This is a genomic window from Pseudomonas fakonensis (genome assembly GCF_019139895.1).
GTDB classification, from domain to species: Bacteria; Pseudomonadota; Gammaproteobacteria; order Pseudomonadales; family Pseudomonadaceae; genus Aquipseudomonas; species Aquipseudomonas fakonensis.
The window spans coordinates 5,362,732-5,377,071 of record NZ_CP077076.1 but is presented as its reverse complement, the minus strand read 5'-3'; the positions used below and the strand labels follow the sequence as shown (position 1 = coordinate 5,377,071).

Sequence of the window (14,340 nt, the reverse complement as noted above, 5' to 3'; positions counted from 1 at the left end):
AAGCGCCTAGGCTTACCGATCAATTTGTTTCAGGAGGAACAGGCATGGGTTCAATTCGCCGGGTGGCGATCCTGGGGGGTAACCGGATCCCCTGCGCCCGCTCCAATGGTGCCTTCGCCCGGGCCAGCAACCAGGCGATGCTCACCGCCGCGCTGGAGGGGCTGGTGGAGCGTTATCGCCTGCATGGCCTGCGCCTGGGCGAGGTGGTGGCAGGGGCGGTGCTCAAGCATTCGAGTGACATGAACCTGGCCCGCGAGTGCGTGCTCGGCTCGCGGCTGTCGCCGCAAACGCCGGCCTACGACGTGCAGCAGGCCTGTGGCACGGGGCTTGAAGCGGCGCTGCTGGTGGCCAACAAGATTGCCCTGGGGCAGATCGACTGCGCCATTGCCGGGGGCGTGGACACCACCTCCGACGCGCCGATCGCGGTCAGCGAGGGGTTGCGGCAGATTCTGCTGCAGGCCAACCGTGGCAAGACCTTGGCTGAACGCTTGAAGCCCTTCCTGAAACTGCGCCCGGCGCACCTGCTGCCTGCGCTGCCGCGCAATGGCGAGCCACGTACCGGGCTGAGCATGGGCGAGCACTGCGAACGCATGGCGCAGGCCTGGCAGATCGGGCGGGCGGCGCAGGATGAACTGGCGCTGCTCAGCCATCACAACCTGGCGGCGTCCTATGCGGAGGGTTGGCATGACGATTTGCTTACCCCTTACCAGGGCCTGAGTCGCGACAACAACCTGCGCCCGGACCTCACCATTGAACAGCTGGCCAAGCTCAAGCCGGTGTTCGACCGGGGCGATCAGGGCACCCTGACTCCCGGCAATTCCACACCGCTGACCGATGGCGCCTCGCTGGTGCTGCTGGGCAGCGAGGACTGGGCCGAGGCACAGGGGTTGAAAGTGCTGGCCTACCTGGTGGACGGCGAAACGGCTGCGGTGGATTTTGTTCACGGCCATGAAGGGCTGCTGATGGCCCCGGTGTATGCGGTGCCGCGGCTGCTGGCGCGCAATGGCCTGACGCTGCAGGATTTTGACTTCTATGAAATTCATGAAGCCTTCGCCGCCCAGGTGCTGTGCACCTTGAAGGCCTGGGAAGATGCCGAGTATTGCCGCAGCCGGCTGGGGCTGGAGGCGCCGTTGGGGGCCATCGACCGCAGCAAGTTGAACGTCAAGGGCAGTTCGTTGGCGGCGGGGCATCCGTTTGCCGCAACAGGGGGGCGGATACTGGCGAACATGGCCAAGCTGCTGGCGCAGCGGGGCAAGGGGCGGGGGTTGATTTCGATCTGTGCGGCGGGGGGGCAGGGGGTTACCGCGATTGTCGAGCGATGAGGGTTGAAGCTTAGGGCCTCATCGCCGGCAAGCCGGCTCCTACAGGGGGGGCGCCACGCCTGTAGGAGCCGATCGGGTCAGGTGCGGAAGCGACGCACCAGCGCGTCCAGTTCGTTGGACAGCCCGGCCAGGCTTTCGGAGTCCTGCCTGGCGGCCTGGGCCAACTCGGCCACCAACTGCGCATCGCCGTGGATCTGGCTGATGTGGCGGTTGATGTCCTCGGCCACCTGGTGCTGCTCTTCGGCGGCGGTGGCGATCTGGGTGTTCATGTCGCGGATCACGTCCACCGACTCGCGGATCTGGCCAAAGCTGTCGCGGGCCAGGCCGATGCGGCTGACCGACTGCTGCGACACCTCGATGCTGGCGTGCATCTGCTGGGCCACTTCGGCGGTGCGGCTGGCCAGGTTGCCCAGCAGGCCATCGATCTCGGCGGTGGAGTCGGCGGTGCGCTTGGCCAGGGCGCGCACTTCGTCGGCGACCACAGCAAAACCGCGGCCCTGCTCACCGGCACGGGCGGCTTCGATGGCGGCGTTGAGCGCCAGCAGGTTGGTCTGTTCAGCGATCGAGCGGATGGTGCCGAGGATCGACTGGATGGCGTTGCTGTCGCGCTCCAGCTGCTGGATCGACTGCGCCGACTGCTCGATCTCCTGGCTCAGGCGGTCGACGCTCTGCACGGCGGCGTCGATCTGCTGCTGGCCTTCGCGGGCCTGGGCCTGGCCGCTGTCGGCGGACATCGCCGCCTGGCTGCAGGAGCGCGCCACTTCGTTGGCGGTGGCGACCATTTCGTGGAAGGCAGTGGAGACCATGTCTACGGCTTCGCGCTGGCGCCCGGCGGCCTCGGACATGTCGGCCGACACCCGGGTGGAGCTGCTGGAGGTGCTGAGGATCTTGCCGGCTGCCGAACCGATATGCTGGATCAGGCTGCGGATGGCGCCGAGGAACTGGTTGAACCAGCTGGCCAGTTGCGCGGTTTCGTCGCGGCCGCGGATTTCCAGGTTGCGGGTCAGGTCGCCCTCGCCTTGGGCGATGTCTTCCAGGCCGCTGGTGACGCTGTTGATCGGGCGCACGATGAGCTTGGCGAAAGTAGCGCCGACCACGGCGAACACGGCAGCCAGCACCAGGGCGACGATGCCGATCAGCCAGGTCAGGCGGGTGGTGGTCTGCATCACTTCGCTTTCGTGGATCAGGCCGATGAAGGTCCAGCCCAGCTCTTCGTCGGGGTAGACGTTGGCCATGTAGCGCTCGCCGTTGATCTCGACCTCGACCAGGCCCTTGCCGGCCTTGGCCAGCTCGGCGTAGCCGGCGCCGAAGCTGTCGAGCTGCTTGAAGTTGTGGCTGGCGTCGCGCGGGTCGACCATCACGTTGCCGTTTTTCTCCACCAGCATCAGGTAGCCGCTTTCGCCCAGCTTGATCTTCTTGACGATCTCGGTGAGGCCCTTGAGCGACACATCGATGTTGACTACACCGCCGGGGCTGCCGAGCTGGTTGGGCACGGCGCGCACGGTGCTGATCAGCACCGCGTCGTCAGCGGCCCAATAATAGGCACCGGTGCGTACGGTCTTGCCGGGGTTGGCCATGGCCAGCTGGTACCAGGGGCGTGGGCGCGGGTCGTAGTTGACGAATTTTTGCCCGGCCGGCCAGCCGATGTAGCCGCCGTCTGCGACGCCGTAGGACACATAGGCGTAGCCGGGGTGCGAATCGGCCAGGCGGGTGAAGAAGTCCAGCAGTTGCTTGTCCTGATCGCCCAGCTCGTAGGAGGGGTTGGCGCTCATGAACTTGTTGAGGTTGCTGCCGGTGGAAGCGATCAGCGGCTGGGAGGCCAGGTAGGCGACGTTCTGGTCGATGCCCTGGAAGAAGATGTTCATGGCGTTGCCGACCTGGCGGATTTCCCGGCTGCTGTTGTCGAGGAAATCGTCGCGGGCTTCGCCGCGCAGGTTGAGGATCACCAAGGTGGCGACCAGGACGATGGGCAGCCCGGCGATGACGGCGAAGGCCCAGGTCAGTTTTTGCTTGATGTTCATCCACGCTCCCAGATTTGTTTTTTTCGTGACACGAGGCAGGTAACAGGGCATCGGCAGAGGCGGGATTTTTTGTAGGACAACGCCCGTACTTATTGGATGAAAGGCGTGTTTGAGGGGAAAATGGTCGCGTTTAGGCTAATACGGCATACCAATAGCGGCGCTGACGTGCCCACTGTAGGAGCCGGCTTGCCGGCGATAGGGCCGCAAGCCTTTGTACAAGGCGTGAGTTTTTGTTTGCGCAGGGCCGGCCTCATCGCCGGCAAGCCGGCTCCTACAGGGGGCGTTTTAGTGGCAGCAGCCTTTGCCGTTGGCCAGGTCCTTGAGGATCGGGCAGTCCGGGCGGTCGTCGCCCTGGCAGTGGGCGACCAGCTCGCCCAGGGTGTCGCGCAGGCTGACCAGCTCTTCGATGCGTCGGTTGAGCTCATCGATGTGTTGCATGGCCAGGGCTTTGACATCGGCGCTGGCGCGTTGGCGGTCCTGCCACAGGGTGAGCAGCCGGGCGACTTCGTCCAGCGAGAAGCCCAGGTCGCGCGAGCGCTTGATGAACGCCAGGCTGTGCAGGTCATCCTGCTGGTACAGGCGGTAGCCGCTGTCGCTGCGCTGGGCGGGGCGCAGCAGGCCGATGGACTCGTAGTAGCGGATCATCTTGGCGCTGAGCCCGCTGCGGCGGGCGGCCTGGCCGATGTTCATGGCGCCTCCTGGTCGATGGCGGTGGGTTTCCAGGTTTTCAGCAACAAGGCGTTGCTCACCACGCTGACGCTGGACAGCGCCATGGCGGCTCCGGCCAGTACCGGGTTGAGCAAGCCGAACGCCGCCAGCGGGATGCCGACGAGGTTGTAGATGAAGGCCCAGAACAGGTTTTGACGGATTTTTGCGTAGGTTTTGCGGCTGATGTCCAGCGCTGCGGGTACCAGGCGCGGGTCGCCGCGCATCAGGGTGATGCCGGCAGCTTGCATGGCCACGTCGGTGCCGCCGCCCATGGCGATGCCGATATCGGCGGCGGCCAGGGCCGGGGCATCGTTGATGCCGTCACCGACCATGGCCACCACGCCGTCCTGTTTCAGTGCGGTGACGGTGGCGGCTTTGTCGGCAGGCAACACTTCAGCGTGCACGTCGTCGATGCCCAGCGCCTCGGCCACCACCTTGGCGCTGCCGCGGTTGTCACCGGTCAGCAGGTGGCTGGAAATGCTGCGGGCGTGCAGAGCGTCGATGGCCTGGGCGGCGCCGGGCTTGAGGCTGTCGCCAAAGGCGAACAGGGCCAGTACGCGGGGTGGCGCGCCACGTTCGATCAACCACGACAGGGTGCGGCCTTCGGCCTCCCAGCTGGCAGCGCTGCTGGCCAGCTCGCCGGGCTGCGCGCCGCTTTCGTCGAGCAGGCGGCGGTTGCCCAGGGCGAGATCGCGGCCGTCGACGTTGCCTGCAATACCCCGGCCGGTGAGCGATTGGCTGTCGTTGACCTGGGGTACGTGCAGGCCACGCTCGCTGCAGGCCTCCAGCACGGCCTTGGCCAAGGGATGTTCGCTGCCGCGTTGCAGTGCGCCTGCCAGCATCAGGGCCTCATCGTCGCTGGCGGCTGACTGTTGGTGGACGATGCGCGGGCTGCCGGAGGTCAGGGTGCCGGTCTTGTCGAACACCACGCGGTTGACTGCGTGGGCGCGCTCCAGGGCTTCGGCGTCCTTGATCAGGATGCCGTGGCGGGCGGCCACGCCGGTGCCGGCCATGATCGCGGCCGGGGTCGCCAGGCCGAGGGCGCAGGGGCAGGCTATCACCAACACGGCGACGGCGTTGATCAGCGCGGTTTCCAGTGGCGCGCCGGCCAGCCACCAGCCCAGCAGGGTCAGCAGTGCCAGCACCAGCACGGCGGGTACGAATACCTGGCTGACCCGGTCGACCAGTTTCTGGATGGGCGCCTTGGCCGCCTGGGCGTCTTCCACCAGGCGGATGATACGGGCCAGCACGGTCTCGGTGCCGAGCGCCCGGGTTTGCACCAGCAACCGGCCTTCGCCGTTGATGGCGCCGCCGGTGACTGGGTCGCCGGGCTGCTTGGGCACCGGCAGGCTTTCACCGCTGATCAGCGCTTCGTCGGCGTGGCTGCTGCCTTCGAGCACTTCGCCGTCGACCGGGAAGCGCTCGCCGGGTTTTACCAGCACCAGGTCACCCAGGCGCAGTTGGCTGATGGCGACGTCCTGCTCGAGGCCATCGACGATACGCAGGGCGCGCTCCGGGCGCAGCGCCTCGAGGGCGCGGATGGCGCTGGCGGTCTGGCGCTTGGCGCGGCTTTCGAGGTACTTGCCCAGCAGCACCAGGGCGATGACCACCGCCGAGGCTTCGAAGTACAGGTGCGGCGCCATGCCGGCAGGGGCGTTGGCCCACTGGTACAGGCTCAGGCCGTAGCCGGCGCTGGTGCCCAGAGCCACCAGCAGGTCCATGTTGCCGGCACCAGCGCGCACCGCCTTCCAGGCGGCCACATAAAAGCGCGCGCCGAGGATGAACTGCACCGGGGTGGCCAGCAGGAACTGCGCCCAGGCCGGCAGCATCCAGTGCAGGCCGAACGGTTGCAGCAGCATCGGCAGCACCAGGGGCAGGGCCAGCAGCAGGGCGGCGCCGACGGCCAGGCGCTCGTTGCGCAGGCGACGTTGCGCCTGCTGTTGTTCATCGACGGCGGTGCGCGGCAGGCTGGCGCTGTAGCCGGCCTTTTCCACTGCGGCTATCAGCAGGCTGTCGTCGATGCCATGCAGTACCTCGACATGGGCACGCTCGCTGGCCAGGTTGACGCTGGCTTGCTCGACCCCGGGCAGTTTGCCGAGGGCGCGCTCGACGCGGCCGGCGCAACTGGCGCAGGTCATGCCGCCGATCTGCAGCTCCAGGGTGCGGGTGGGGACGCTGTAGCCGGCCTGGCGCACCGCGCCCACCAGTGCTGGCAGGCTGTCGGCCGGGGCCTGGACCCGGGCTTGTTCGGTGGCGAGGTTGACGCTGACCTGTTCAGTGCCGGTAACCTTGCGCAGGGCGCGTTCGACGCGGCCTGCGCAACTGGCGCAGGTCATGCCGGCGATGGGCAGGTCGAAGGTGGTGGATGCGGGCATGGCTCTTTCCTCCGTGGACAGGCCAGCAGCTTCAACCTTGCCACGCGGTCAAGGTCAATAGCCCAGGCTGGCTCGCTTGAGCACCAGGCCATTCTGCCCCATGGCAATGCGGTATTTGTTGATCTGGCCCGCCTGCAGGTTCAACCGGGTGCTGCGCTGGTCTTCGACGCCTGGCAGGCAACCGGGGGCTTGCCCCGGCAGCAGGCGCAGGCGCACGTCGACCGGCCCTGGCGGCAGATTGAACGAGGTCGACTGCTCCTGGAACACCCGGCCAGACAGCTGATCGTTGAGATAAACGCCGATTTCACAGCTGGTGGCCACTTCCAGGCGTTCCCGGGAAATGATCAGCACGCTGTAATCGCTGTTGCCCTCGGCACTGGCCGCTGGCACCACGGCCAACAGCCCGACAAGGCCCAATGCTGCCCTGATCATGAAGAATCTCCTGCTTGCAAAAATCGTCAAAGGCGCAGCTTGGCTGAGCCCGGCGGTTATTTCCACCCCGGCCGTTAACAGCAGAACTTGACCTTGCCCTGATGGCAAGGTCGAGACTACGGCAAACCGCAGCATTCACCCTGAAGGAGCAAACGCGATGCAAGTGTTCAATGTGCAAGGCATGACCTGTGGCCACTGCGTGAAGGCCGTGACCCGCGCGCTGCAGGAGCAGGATGCGACGGCGCAGGTGGAGGTGGACCTGGCGGGGCGCCAGGTGCGGGTGAACAGCGAACTGGATGCCGGGCAGTTGCTGGCGGCGATTCGTGAAGAGGGGTATGAGGCGCAGGTGGCTGGGTGACAACCTGTAGGAGCCGGCTTGCCGGCGAGGGACCTGGCACCGGCTTTGCCGGTGATCGCCGGCAAGCCGGCTCCTACATTGAAGAGTCGTCTTTTAGCGGGATTGTTACAAAGGTTTTCATCGCCAGCTGATGCGGTGCAGGTAGACTAGCGTACTTGCTTAGCCTGCTATGGATTCTCCATGAACCTGCGAACCTTGCTGATTCTCGGCGCACTCAGTGCGTTCGGGCCCTTGGCGATCGACTTCTATTTGCCCGCTTTTCCCGCTATGGCCCATGCATTCGGCACTGACGAGCAGCATGTGCAGACCACCCTGGCTGCCTACTTCCTCGGCCTGTCGCTGGGCCAGTTGGCCTACGGGCCGTTGGCCGACCGCTTCGGCCGGCGCATCCCGCTGCTGTTCGGCGTTGGCCTGTTCACCCTGGCCTCGCTGGCCTGTGCCTTCGCACCCAACCTCGACAGCCTGATTTTGGCGCGTTTCGTCCAGGCCCTGGGTGGCTGCGCCGGCATGGTGCTGTCGCGGGCGATTGTCAGTGACAAGTGCGACGCAGTCGCTTCGGCCAAGGTCTTTTCGCAATTGATGCTGGTCATGGGCCTGGCACCGATCCTCGCGCCGATGTTGGGTGGTGTGCTGGTGAATGTGGCGGGTTGGCAGTCGATCTTCCTGGCGCTGGGGTTGTTCAGTGCGTTGTGCCTGCTGGCGGTGGGCCTGGGTTTGCCGGAAAGCCTGCCGGCGCATATGCCGCGCCAGCCGCTGTCGGGGGCGCTGCGCCAGTACTTGCGCTTGCTCGGGGACCGGGTGTTCGTCGGCCATGCGCTGACTGGCGGTGTTGCCATTGCCGGGATGTTCGCCTACATCGCCGGTTCCCCGTTCGTGTTCATCAAGCTGTATGGCGTGCCGCCGGAGCACTACGGCTGGTTGTTCGGCACCAATGCCGCAGGGTTCATTCTGATGGCGCAGGTTAATGCACGCCTGCTGGCCAAGCGTGGCCCGGCGTTCTTGCTGGCCCGTGCAGTGTGGCTGTACCTGGCGGCAGGTTTGGCGTTGCTGGTGGTGGCGGCACTGCGCCCGGCGGTGCTCTGGCCGCTGCTGGTGCCACTGTTCGTGTGCATTGCCAGCCTGGGCTGCATCATCCCCAATGCGTCGGCCTGTGCCATGAGCGGGCAGGGCGCGCGCGCCGGCAGCGCCTCGGCATTGATGGGCTGCCTGCAGTTCAGCGTCGCCGCAGGGGCGGCGGCACTGGTGGGCGTGCTGCATGATGGCAGTGCGGTGCCCATGGCACTGGTGATCAGCCTGTGCGGCGCACTGGTGGTCAGTGTCGCAGTGCTGACCCGGCGCGCTCAGGCCAGGCGTGCTGCATGAGGGGGTGAGGGGCTTTCAGGCGGGTTTCCAGCAGAGTCACGAAGGCCCGGGCCTCGGCTTCGCTGCGGAAACTCACCAGATGCTGGTCCATCTGCACCTGCCAGGGGCAGTTGGGGTTGCGGTTCGACGCACTGACGACAATTTTCATCGTGATCCACCTCCAGTGAGCGGGAGCGGATGAAGTGTAGCGCTGCCCTCACTGCCCGCCATGACCTGTGTCAGTGCCCTGACTGACGGTCGTGGCGGCAGAGGTTTCTGTTTTGTTTGCCGTATCTATTGCGCCTGGCTGTGGGCAATTTCTCAGGCCCCATGTGGGAATTTTTACGCCCGTTCAGAGGCAGCCACTGTACTGCGGGGCTGCGGGTTTGGCTTGCGTTCGCCAAGTGCTGCCATGCCCTTGTCTACCGTCAAACGGCCCACGCAAGTTGGTCGTTTTGCCTACAAAAACCACCCTGGGGTGCGGCTTATACTGGCTCCGACGGCCTGCACCAGCGAGAGGTATTTCCCCTTCATCAGTGACGCCGGGCAATTGCCTGCTGCCGCATGAGGGCGTGCATGCACCGTCAAGGCAACCAGACAAGCAATCTCAGGGATTCGAGCATCATGAATGCAGTCAACAGCATCACGCAGGTCGCCAGCATGATGGCCGACCGCAAACGCAGCGCCATGCTCTGGGCGCTGATCGATGGCATACCGCGCGCCGCAGATGAACTGGCGGTCACCACTGGCCTGAGCACCTCTTCAGCGTGCATGCACCTTTCGCTACTGGCCACGGCCGGCTTGTTGCGCATCGAGGTGCGTGGGCGCAAGCGTCACTTCCGGTTGGCCACGCCTGAAGTCGGGGCGGCGGTGGAGGCCTTGGCCAGCATCCAGCTGGAAAGCCGCACCGGCGAGCGACAGGGCACACCGTCGCAGATACCCCTGTCCATGCGCAAGGCGCGCCTGTGCAGTGATCACCTGGGCGGCGAGATTGCAGCCGAGCTGCTCCAGCGCATGCTGGCGGCTGGCTGGCTGGACGGCGACCCGCAGCGCCCGTCGGTCACTCCAGAGGGCAAGGCACAGCTGGAGGCGGTGGGTGTATTCACCGATGCACTGGCGTTGGCGCCGGGGCTGTCGCGCGGCCATGCGATCTGCCACTGCAGCGAATGGAGCGACCAGGGCCCGCACCTGGGCGGCAGCTTGGGGCATGCCTTGCTCAAGTTGTTCGTGCAGTCCGGGTGGGTGCAGGAACAGGACGGCGGGCGGGCACTGCGGGTACCCCCGGTGGGGGTCCGGCTGATTGGTGCCATCGCCCGGCCGCCGGCCCGGCAAACGGGTTAGACCAAGCGCGCGTCCAGGCTGTTCTGGGCCAGGCGGCGGGCCTGGTCCTGGGTCATGCCCAGGTGTTCGTGCAGGGCCTGGAAGTTCTCGGTGACGTAGCCGCCGAAGTAGGCCGGGTCGTCGGAGTTGACCGTGACCTTCACGCCACGCTCGAGCATGTCGAGGATGTTGTGCTGGCTCATGTGGTCGAACACGCACAGCTTGGTGTTGGACAGCGGGCAGACGGTCAGCGGGATTTGCTCGTCGATGATGCGTTGCATCAGGCGTTCGTCTTCGATGGCGCGCACGCCGTGGTCGATACGCTTGATCTGCAGCAGGTCGAGGGCTTCCCAGATGTACTCGGGCGGGCCTTCTTCGCCGGCGTGGGCCACGGCCACGAAGCCTTCGCTGCGGGCACGGTCGAACACACGCTTGAACTTGCTCGGAGGGTGGCCTTTTTCGGAGCTGTCCAGGCCCACGGCAATGAACGCGTCGCGGAAGGGCAGGGCTTGGTCGAGGGTCTTCTGCGCTTCGTCTTCGCTGAGGTGGCGCAGGAAACTCAGGATCAGGCCGCTGCTGATACCCAGCTGTTCACGGCCGTCCTTCAGTGCCTGGTTGATGCCGTTGAGCACCACTTCGAAAGCGATGCCGCGGTCGGTGTGGGTTTGCGGGTCGAAGAAGGGTTCGGTGTGGATGACGTTCTGCGCCTTGCAGCGCTGCAGGTAGGCCCAGGTCAGGTCGTAGAAGTCCTGCTCGGTGCGCAGCACGCCGGCGCCCTGGTAGTAGAGGTCGAGGAATTCCTGCAGGTTGTTGAAGGCATAGGCGCTGCGCAAGGTTTCGACGTCGGCCCAGGGCAGGGCGATCTTGTTGCGTTCGGCCAGGGCAAACAGCAGTTCGGGTTCGAGCGAACCTTCCAGGTGCATGTGCAGTTCCGCCTTGGGCAAGGCGTTCAGCCAGTCATACATAAATACAAATCTCGATCAGGATACGGTTGGCCGACATTCTACAGGGCCTTGCCGGGCAATGCGCCCGGCGAGGCCCTGTGGTGCAACCGGTGATCGGGTGTGGCGGTTTTACCAGGTCAGCGCTTCGCCTTTGTAGTTGATGAAGCGCAGGCCGCCTTTGCCGCGCTGGGCGTTGATCTGGTCGAGCATGCCGCGGGTGCTGGTGAATATATCAATCTCGGCGTTTTCGCCGCCCATGTCGGTCTTCACCCAGCCTGGGTGCATGGCCAGTACGCTCAGGTCGGGGCGCTGCAGGTCGACCACGAAGCTGTTGATCATCGAGTTGAGGGCGGCCTTGCTGGCCTTGTACAGGCAGATCTCGCCACCGTCGGGGATGGTCACGCTGCCCAGGATCGAACTCATGAAGGCCAGCACGCCGCTGCCTTGGCGCACCTGGCCGGCCAGGCGCCGGGCCACGCGGATCGGTGCCACGGCGTTGGTCATGAACAGCTCGCCGACGGCTTGCACCTGCACGCTTTCGAGGTCCTGGGGCAGGGGCCCCATGACGCCGGCGTTGACGAATACCAGGTCGAACACTTCACCTTGCAGGCGCTGCTTGAGGCCATCCAGTTGCGCGGTGTCGTTCATTTCCAGGCGCTCGATGCGCACACCTGCAACCTCGCCCAGGCCGCCTGGCTTTTGTGGGTCGCGCACGGTGGCGACGATGCTCCAGCCGTCCTCGTGCAGACGCTGAACCAGGCCGAGGCCAAGGCCGCGGGAGGCGCCGATGATCAGTGCGGTTTTCTGTACGGTCATTGCGAGGCTCCTGAAAAGGTTTGGCGTGGCACAGGAGCATACCCCAGCGTCGGGGCTGCTGCCGTGCATTGGTTAAAAAATGATCGCTATGGGCCAAGGCCCTGCGGGACGGGGCCAGGCGCATTGCCTCACCGGTTATCCACAGGCTGCTCCACAGGAACTGTGAGCAAGCGCAGCGCCTTGGAATACTGCGGTTTTGAGCTAGCCGGGCATTCGGGTTGGGGATAACTTACTGATCGTGTTCGTATTGAGCGGCTGCCATACAATTGTGATCAAAATATGATCAAAACTCTCGAGCCCTTGCTGCACAAGGCTTGCATCGATAAACCCCAAGCTTATCCACAGGCACGCCCACAGTCGTTGTGGGCAATGCTCAGGCGCGTTCCAGCAGGATGCGCCCGCGGCTGAGGTCGGCCAGTTGCTGCTGCAGGCCATGCAGGTGAGCCTCACCCAGGGCGAGGTGCAGGTCGACGCCGTTGGCGGTGAACTGTTCGTCCATCACCAGGCCGTCCACCTCGGCCAGGCGCAGCTTGACCAGGGCCAGCTCGCTGAAAGTGCAACTGCAGGTGAATTCGCTGCGTTGCACCAGCAGGCGCTTGGGGGCTTGTTGCAGGCACTTGTTGGCACCACCGCCGTAGGCCCGGGCCAGGCCGCCGGTGCCCAGTTGGATGCCGCCGTACCAGCGGATCACCAACACCACCACCTGGTCGCAGTCCTGGGCCTCGATCGCGGCCAGGATCGGCCGCCCGGCCGTGCCGCCAGGCTCACCGTCGTCGCTGCTGCGGTACTGGCCGCCGATCTTCCAGGCCCAGCAGTTGTGGGTGGCGGCCAGGTCGCTGTGGCGTTCGATGAATGCCATGGCCTCGGCCGGGCTGTTGATCGGGCCGGCGAGGGTGATGAAGCGGCTCTTGCGGATTTCTTCGCGAAATTCGCAGAGCTCGAGGAGGGTAGAGGGCATAGGTCCGGGTCAGGCGGGCGGGGTGATGCCGCAGCCTTTGAGAATGATGTGGATAAGGTTGCTGCTGGCCTCTTCCATATCCTGCTTGGTCAGGCGGCTGCGGCCGGTGACCTGGCAGATCTGGGTGGCGAAGTCGGCATAGTGCTGGGTGCTGCCCCACAGCAGGAAGATCAGGTGCACGGGGTCGACCCGGTCCATCTTGCCGGCGGCCATCCACGCCTCGAACACTGCGGCACGGCCGCGGAACCATTCGCGGTAGTCGGCACTAAAGTATTCGGTCAGGCATTCGCCGCCACTGATCACTTCCATGGCGAAGATCCGCGAGGCTTGCGGGTTGCGCCGGGAGAACTCCATCTTGGTGCGGATGTACTGGCTAAGTGCCTGGCCTGGGTCGTCGTCGACGCTCAGGGCGTTGAAGGTGCTGTCCCACAGCTCGATGATGTTGCTCAGCACGGCGATGTACAGGCCGAGCTTGTTGGTGAAGTAGTAGTGCAGGTTGGCCTTGGGCAGGTTGGCCTTGAGCGCGATGGTGTTCATGCTCGTACCCTTGTAGCCGTGACGGGCGAACTCGTCCTCGGCGGCCTGGATGATGGCCTGTTCGTTCTTCTGGCGGATGCGGCCGGCGGGCTTGCCCGAGGCCAGGAGGCGATGCGCAGGGACTTCTAGGGTCATGGACGATTCCGTACAGGGTCGTTGGCAACGGATTGTCGGACAGATTACCTGCCTGTGCCGAAGTGACAAGCGTTTGCGGCACGGACTGGCATCAGCGTGTCGCAGCCAGGCTGTCGAGGAAGCTTTCCAGCACCAGGTTTGGCCGCCGGCCTTTGCGCGTTACCCAGCTCAGGCTGAGGTCGTAGAAGCGCTGGGCCGGCTTGAGGGCGCGCAGGCGGCCCTGCTGCACCCAGACACTGGCGTAGTGGTCGGGCAGGTAGCCGATGTAGCGCCCGGTGAGGATCAGGAACGCCATGCCTTCGCGGTCCGAGGCGCTGGCGGTGCAGCGCAGTGCCTGGTAGTGGGCCTGGATTTGCGCGGGCAGGCGGAAGGTTGGGGCAATGGCGTCCTGGCTGTTCAGGCGATCGTCGTCGATCTGCTGGTCATCGGCATAGAACAGTGGGTGGCCGACGGCGCAGTAGAGCAGCGAGCGCTCGCTGTACAGCGGCTGGTATTCCAGGCCCGAGAGCGGGCTGGTCTGGGGGACCACGCCCACATGCAGGCTGCCGTCGAGCACCCCTTGTTCCACCTGGCTGGGGGCGATCATGCGGATCTGGATGCGTACGTCGGGGCCACGGTCCTTGAGTTCGGCCAGGGCGTGGGTGATGCGCATGTGTGGCAGGGTCACCAGGTTGTCGGTGAGGCCGATGTTCAGTTCGCCGCGCAGGTGCTGATGCAGGCCGTTGACCTCGGTGCGAAAACTCTCGAGTGCACTGAGCAGTTGCAAGGCCGAGTTGTAAACCTCGCGGCCTTCCTCGGTCAGCGAAAAACCGGCGCGCCCGCGCTGGCACAGGCGCAGGCCCAGGCGCTGCTCGAGGTCGTTCATCTGCTGGCTGATGGCCGAGCGGCCGATGCCCAGAACGTTCTCGGCGGCTGAGAAACCGCCGCACTCGACCACGCTGCGGTAGATTTTCAACAGGCGGATGTCGAAATCGCTGACCTGGGCGAGGGGATCGGGGCGTCGGCTCATATGTTTAGCACGCTGCAGACTGAAGGTTAGAAATGTTGGGTTTTTCGGACTTTATCCCCGTGCG

General features: G+C 65.2%; 14 protein-coding genes and 1 pseudogene. 4 read left to right on the top strand and 11 right to left on the bottom strand.

The features are described from left to right. The first annotated feature begins 44 nt into the window (after positions 1-44). The gene (locus tag KSS94_RS23710; RefSeq protein WP_217840465.1) at positions 45-1,322 is read left to right on the top strand and encodes an acetyl-CoA C-acetyltransferase; all 1,278 of its coding nucleotides are present in this window, start codon (positions 45-47) and stop codon (positions 1,320-1,322) included. A gap of 77 nt (positions 1,323-1,399) precedes the next feature. Here the strand turns inward: KSS94_RS23710 and KSS94_RS27695 are convergent, their stop codons facing one another. From KSS94_RS27695 to KSS94_RS23690, 5 genes and pseudogenes are all read right to left on the bottom strand, one after another. After that, positions 1,400-2,128, bottom strand: a complete 729-nt coding sequence (locus KSS94_RS27695; RefSeq protein WP_369992292.1) for a methyl-accepting chemotaxis protein — start codon at positions 2,126-2,128, stop codon at positions 1,400-1,402. Positions 2,129-2,257: 129 nt separating this feature from the next. After that, positions 2,258-3,187 (bottom strand): annotated as a pseudogene (locus KSS94_RS27690) (cache domain-containing protein); the annotation flags it as partial. Positions 3,188-3,628: 441 nt separating this feature from the next. After that, positions 3,629-4,033, bottom strand: coding sequence for a Cu(I)-responsive transcriptional regulator (gene cueR, locus KSS94_RS23700; RefSeq protein ID WP_217840463.1), 405 nt, complete (start codon positions 4,031-4,033; stop codon positions 3,629-3,631). Further along, on the bottom strand, positions 4,030-6,426 hold the full coding sequence (locus KSS94_RS23695; protein WP_217840462.1) for a heavy metal translocating P-type ATPase: 2,397 nt from the start codon (positions 6,424-6,426) through the stop codon (positions 4,030-4,032). The genes cueR and KSS94_RS23695 overlap by 4 nt, the downstream gene beginning before the upstream one ends. A gap of 54 nt (positions 6,427-6,480) precedes the next feature. Beyond that, a complete protein-coding gene (locus tag KSS94_RS23690) occupies positions 6,481-6,858 on the bottom strand; it encodes a hypothetical protein (protein WP_217840461.1) in 378 nt (125 codons plus the stop codon). Between the two features lie 157 nt (positions 6,859-7,015). On the opposite strand from KSS94_RS23690, the gene KSS94_RS23685 reads away from it, so the two are divergent. Then, positions 7,016-7,216: a heavy-metal-associated domain-containing protein gene (locus tag KSS94_RS23685; protein WP_217840460.1), complete on the top strand. Its 201-nt coding sequence runs from the start codon at positions 7,016-7,018 to the stop codon at positions 7,214-7,216. A gap of 180 nt (positions 7,217-7,396) precedes the next feature. Beyond that, positions 7,397-8,578, top strand: a complete 1,182-nt coding sequence (locus KSS94_RS23680) for a multidrug effflux MFS transporter (protein WP_217840459.1) — start codon at positions 7,397-7,399, stop codon at positions 8,576-8,578. On the opposite strand, the gene KSS94_RS23675 is transcribed toward KSS94_RS23680, so the two are convergent. After that, positions 8,529-8,726: a hypothetical protein gene (locus tag KSS94_RS23675; protein ID WP_217840458.1), complete on the bottom strand. Its 198-nt coding sequence runs from the start codon at positions 8,724-8,726 to the stop codon at positions 8,529-8,531. The two genes, KSS94_RS23680 and KSS94_RS23675, sit on opposite strands and share 50 nt — an antisense overlap. A gap of 455 nt (positions 8,727-9,181) precedes the next feature. Here KSS94_RS23675 and KSS94_RS23670 point away from each other — a divergent pair, with 455 nt between their 5' ends. Continuing rightward, the gene (locus tag KSS94_RS23670; protein WP_217840457.1) at positions 9,182-9,898 is read left to right on the top strand and encodes an ArsR/SmtB family transcription factor; all 717 of its coding nucleotides are present in this window, start codon (positions 9,182-9,184) and stop codon (positions 9,896-9,898) included. On the opposite strand, the gene KSS94_RS23665 is transcribed toward KSS94_RS23670, so the two are convergent. The 5 genes from KSS94_RS23665 to KSS94_RS23645 all read right to left on the bottom strand — a co-directional run bounded on the left by KSS94_RS23665 (position 9,895) and on the right by KSS94_RS23645 (position 14,276). Then, positions 9,895-10,842, bottom strand: coding sequence for an adenosine deaminase (locus KSS94_RS23665; RefSeq protein WP_217840456.1), 948 nt, complete (start codon positions 10,840-10,842; stop codon positions 9,895-9,897). The genes KSS94_RS23670 and KSS94_RS23665 overlap by 4 nt on opposite strands. Positions 10,843-10,950: 108 nt before the next feature. Continuing rightward, complete coding sequence (locus KSS94_RS23660; RefSeq protein ID WP_217840455.1) at positions 10,951-11,637, bottom strand: SDR family oxidoreductase; 687 nt, start codon at positions 11,635-11,637, stop codon at positions 10,951-10,953. Positions 11,638-12,010: 373 nt separating this feature from the next. Next, positions 12,011-12,595, bottom strand: a complete 585-nt coding sequence (locus KSS94_RS23655) for an IMPACT family protein (RefSeq protein ID WP_217840454.1) — start codon at positions 12,593-12,595, stop codon at positions 12,011-12,013. A 9-nt stretch (positions 12,596-12,604) separates the two neighbouring features. Further along, positions 12,605-13,267: a TetR/AcrR family transcriptional regulator gene (locus tag KSS94_RS23650; protein ID WP_217840453.1), complete on the bottom strand. Its 663-nt coding sequence runs from the start codon at positions 13,265-13,267 to the stop codon at positions 12,605-12,607. A 91-nt stretch (positions 13,268-13,358) separates the two neighbouring features. Next, entirely contained in the window at positions 13,359-14,276 is a 918-nt protein-coding gene (locus tag KSS94_RS23645; RefSeq protein WP_217840452.1) for a LysR family transcriptional regulator, read from the bottom strand. Between the last annotated feature and the right edge of the window lie 64 nt (positions 14,277-14,340).